We start from the raw sequence: 3101 nt of genomic DNA, 5'->3' as shown, positions 1-3101 counted from the left end.
GTCATTCCTCCTTCTAAGTACTTTAGCGGAATGACACAGAATTTCTAATACTCCCAGAAATTGCCCTGATACCCAACTTCAGTTTGTTGTTTTTTTATTCTAAAGCTTAGTGATTTTGAGTCTTCGACACTAACATCCGCTCTGCGTAGTAAATCAAAAGCTTCAGCTATCGATATCTTTCTTAAAATATCTTTAATATGAATGGATTGAAATTTTTTAGCGAAACGTTTTCCAATGATGTGGCTAATGTTATGCGCAGAAGGCATGGATATAACCATCTGATATCCAAGAGGCTCTTTTATGGCGATATCATCGACAATAGTTTTAAAGCTTAAATTAAGCTTTTTTATACTTAAAACATCAGTAGTAAGCCCTTCTTTCCCTTTTATTGCATAAATAATCGGACAGTTATCACCTAATTGACGTTGTTTACGGTTTCGCTGTTGTTTACCAGATGCTTTGCGTCGTTTAAATACGGAATAAATGATTAATCCATTACACATCTCAACCGTAGGATTCCCCGCAGGAGTCGTAATTAACCAATTGTGATGTGAGTGATCAACGGTTACAAGATTGCCTTCTAGCGTTAATCCCACGTTTTATTACCTGAAGAATGAAAAGGTTAGCTATTGTAGCAAGTTATGGTTCAAGCCGCGATAAGGAGGCTAACAACAAGGTTGTACCGCAGTATCTCTCCTTAACATACCCAAAAAGTACCACGCTGTTAGCCCTCGCCTAAATGTTCAAAACCCCCATTTTAGTTGTTTGCTGATCCTCTTCCCCCTTTTCGCCAAGCTCTGCCCTGCATCTATTACCCAGAAAAGGAAATTCATATGCATATAACGCAACTACGGGTGTTATGTATCGTTGGCTATCTGTTCATTGTGCAGTCAGCCCAAGCCAGTGAAAAAGACGAATTAGCCTTGGTCATGAAACAGTTAGATCAGATGCAAGCCGGTCTGGAACGTGCCCGTGTGGTGGCGGTTCAGAACGAGCAGTCCAGGCGTTTTCATTTTGACTATCTGCGGGCCACTCAGGACGTCAACACGATGCGCCGGGGGATTGAGTTTTACCTCGAACCTTCCCGCGCTCAACCCACCACATTGTCAATCTCCGGGCAATACCGTCAGGAACATCGGTAATGAATGAAACACAAACTGCCGCGTTTAAAGCTGCTGCCAGTAATGTCGAACCTTCCGCCTTGAATCTGTTGTTTATCAGTTCACTGATAGCGGTTTTGATACTTTGGGCTGGCTGGGGCTTCGTTAATGTCTATCGGGGCTATGCTGCAGGCAATATCAAAGGATCTGCGGTTCAACACTTTGTAGTGCGTGTTGTCATCTTGTTGTTGGTCAGTTTGTACTTATTTGCCAGCTAATCTCTTATTGATTTGTAAGGAATGCATTATGAATTTGCAGTCCCTTTTCTCTTCCGCTTGCCGTGTAACTCAGCATGTATACCAAGGGGCAACCTTGTTGGCTCTCACTATAGCCACTTCAGCACACGCGGGTTTACCAACAGTAGAAGGCCCTAAAACCAGTGCTGACAGTTCATTCTATGGTCAGATTTCCGGCTACCTCAATGATGGCATTGTGTTGGGTGGGTTGATCCTGTCTGCAGTAGCGCTGTTAGTTGTTGCCAACGCCATTATCGCCACTTTCTCTGAAGTACAGCAGGGGCGTTCGACATGGGCCAAGTTCGGGATGCTGGTCGTGGTCGGCATCGTGCTGGTGGTTGCGGTCATCTGGCTGGCAACTAAAGCAGCCACAGTTATCGTCGGCTAAGGCAGATATGGTATGGCGACTATCTCGTTTTTGCCTGACAGGCTGAATGCTGAACCTATTGTGTTTAAAGGATTTACTACGCCAGAGCTACTTGTCACCGCAGGATTAAGTGTATTAGGCGGCTTGGTTGTCGCCATACCGTTTTCCCCGTTTATCGGCTGGCTAGCTTTCCCCACCGTAAGTTTATTAATGCCGCTGTTTACTGTGTTTTTCGGTGGGAGATTGATGGCGTGCTTCAAGCGTGGCAAACCGGAAAACTATCTTTATCGGCACGTCGAACTATGGCTGAGCCGTCAGCGCTTGGGCAATCCTCATTTGATACACCGCAGTCAGAGGTGGGCATTGCGCCGTTCAACCCCAGTCATTCGCCTGCGTCAGGAGGAGTTCGATGAGTAAGTACAGAAGTGCGGTTCATGCGCGTGATCGCCATATATTGACCCTGCGAGGGGCTTGTGGTGTGTTGTTGTTCTTACTGCTACTGGCTCTGACCGGCTGGATGTTGTCGCCGCGCAATCTGACTATCCATAATCCGCCTGATCTTCGTTCTGGCTCGAGCCGCGCTTGGTGGGAAGTTTCACCACCTACGGTCTACAGCTTTGCGTTTTATATTTTTCAACAGCTTAACTCCTGGCCGAAAGATGGCAATACTGATTATCCATACCGCATCAGCTCATTATCTGCCTACCTGACCCCCACTTGTGAAGAGTGGTTGAACAAGGATGCGAAACAGCGCAAGTCTGCCGGGGAGTTACGCGAGCGCGTAAGGGGAGTATCGGAAGTCCCTGGGCGCGGTTACAGGGATGACAGCGTCACGGTGGTGAGCCGTGATAGCTGGATTGTACGTCTGGATCTGGTGGCTGATGAGTATTACCACACTGAGCCGGTGAAACGTGCTCTGGTGCGTTACCCGCTAAAGATTGTGCGCTGGGACCAGAACCCGGAAGTTAATCCCTTTGGTTTGGCGCTTGATTGCTACGCCAATATTCCCCAACGCCTGGAAGCGGCTTCGGTTGCACCGGTCGAGAAGAAAGGACTTTTCTGATGCTGTCTACCCGTTATCTTCCCTTATATCTGGCCCTGCTGGGGCCTGTGTGCGCCGTGAGCCTCTCGGTCGAGGCGGTGGAACTGATGAAATGGGAGCGTATCCCGCTGCAGGTACCGCTGACTGTGGGGCAGGAGCGAATTGTGTTTGTGAACAAGAACGTTCGCGTCGGTTTCCCCCCAGAGCTGAACGGTAAACTGCGGGTGCAGAGTACCGGTGGGTGTTAAATATTGTGCAAAAGTAGACCAAGGGATCGGGGAATTATGGTGTAAAAG

Annotated in this window: 6 protein-coding genes and 1 pseudogene; 6 read left to right on the top strand and 1 reads right to left on the bottom strand. The window is 47.8% G+C overall.

Going from position 1 to position 3101, the window contains the following annotated elements; translation table 11 throughout:
* Positions 1-44 precede the first annotated feature (44 nt).
* Positions 45-596: a hypothetical protein gene (locus AACW11_RS16190; protein WP_212587030.1), complete on the bottom strand. Its 552-nt coding sequence runs from the start codon at positions 594-596 to the stop codon at positions 45-47.
* A 237-nt stretch (positions 597-833) separates the two neighbouring features.
* Between AACW11_RS16190 and AACW11_RS16185 the strand changes: the two genes are divergently transcribed.
* The 6 genes and pseudogenes from AACW11_RS16185 to AACW11_RS16160 all read left to right on the top strand — a co-directional run.
* Positions 834-1142: an integrative conjugative element protein, RAQPRD family gene (locus tag AACW11_RS16185; protein WP_212587029.1), complete on the top strand. Its 309-nt coding sequence runs from the start codon at positions 834-836 to the stop codon at positions 1140-1142.
* Positions 1142-1378 carry a TIGR03758 family integrating conjugative element protein gene (locus AACW11_RS16180; RefSeq protein WP_057647865.1) on the top strand — a complete coding sequence of 79 codons (237 nt, stop codon included), beginning with the start codon at positions 1142-1144 and terminating at the stop codon, positions 1376-1378. Before AACW11_RS16185 ends, AACW11_RS16180 begins: the two co-directional genes overlap by 1 nt.
* A 28-nt stretch (positions 1379-1406) precedes the next feature.
* Positions 1407-1784, top strand: coding sequence for a TIGR03745 family integrating conjugative element membrane protein (locus AACW11_RS16175; protein WP_038630912.1), 378 nt, complete (start codon positions 1407-1409; stop codon positions 1782-1784).
* Between the two features lie 12 nt (positions 1785-1796).
* Positions 1797-2180, top strand: a complete 384-nt coding sequence (locus AACW11_RS16170) for a TIGR03750 family conjugal transfer protein (RefSeq protein ID WP_038630914.1) — start codon at positions 1797-1799, stop codon at positions 2178-2180.
* Entirely contained in the window at positions 2173-2826 is a 654-nt protein-coding gene (locus tag AACW11_RS16165) for a PFL_4703 family integrating conjugative element protein (protein ID WP_057647861.1), read from the top strand. Before AACW11_RS16170 ends, AACW11_RS16165 begins: the two co-directional genes overlap by 8 nt.
* A pseudogene (locus AACW11_RS16160) lies at positions 2826-3047 on the top strand (DUF3438 family protein); the annotation flags it as partial. The gene AACW11_RS16165 and the pseudogene AACW11_RS16160, both read left to right, overlap by 1 nt.
* Between the last annotated feature and the right edge of the window lie 54 nt (positions 3048-3101).

This window comes from Yersinia sp. Marseille-Q3913 (assembly GCF_963892745.1).
Classification (GTDB): domain Bacteria; phylum Pseudomonadota; class Gammaproteobacteria; order Enterobacterales; family Enterobacteriaceae; genus Yersinia; species Yersinia bercovieri.
Note: the sequence above shows the minus strand (reverse complement) of the source record. Positions and strands in the feature narration are given on the sequence as shown.

Bases quoted from the DNA above. Each gene is read 5' to 3' on its own strand.
- AACW11_RS16165 (WP_057647861.1), top strand. From the start codon at position 2,173: ATGAGTAAGTACAGAAGTGCGGTTCATGCGCGTGATCGCCATATATTG.
- AACW11_RS16180 (WP_057647865.1), top strand. From the start codon at position 1,142: ATGAATGAAACACAAACTGCCGCGTTTAAAGCTGCTGCCAGTAATGTC.
- AACW11_RS16185 (WP_212587029.1), top strand. From the start codon at position 834: ATGCATATAACGCAACTACGGGTGTTATGTATCGTTGGCTATCTGTTC.
- AACW11_RS16175 (WP_038630912.1), top strand. From the start codon at position 1,407: ATGAATTTGCAGTCCCTTTTCTCTTCCGCTTGCCGTGTAACTCAGCAT.
- AACW11_RS16170 (WP_038630914.1), top strand. From the start codon at position 1,797: ATGGCGACTATCTCGTTTTTGCCTGACAGGCTGAATGCTGAACCTATT.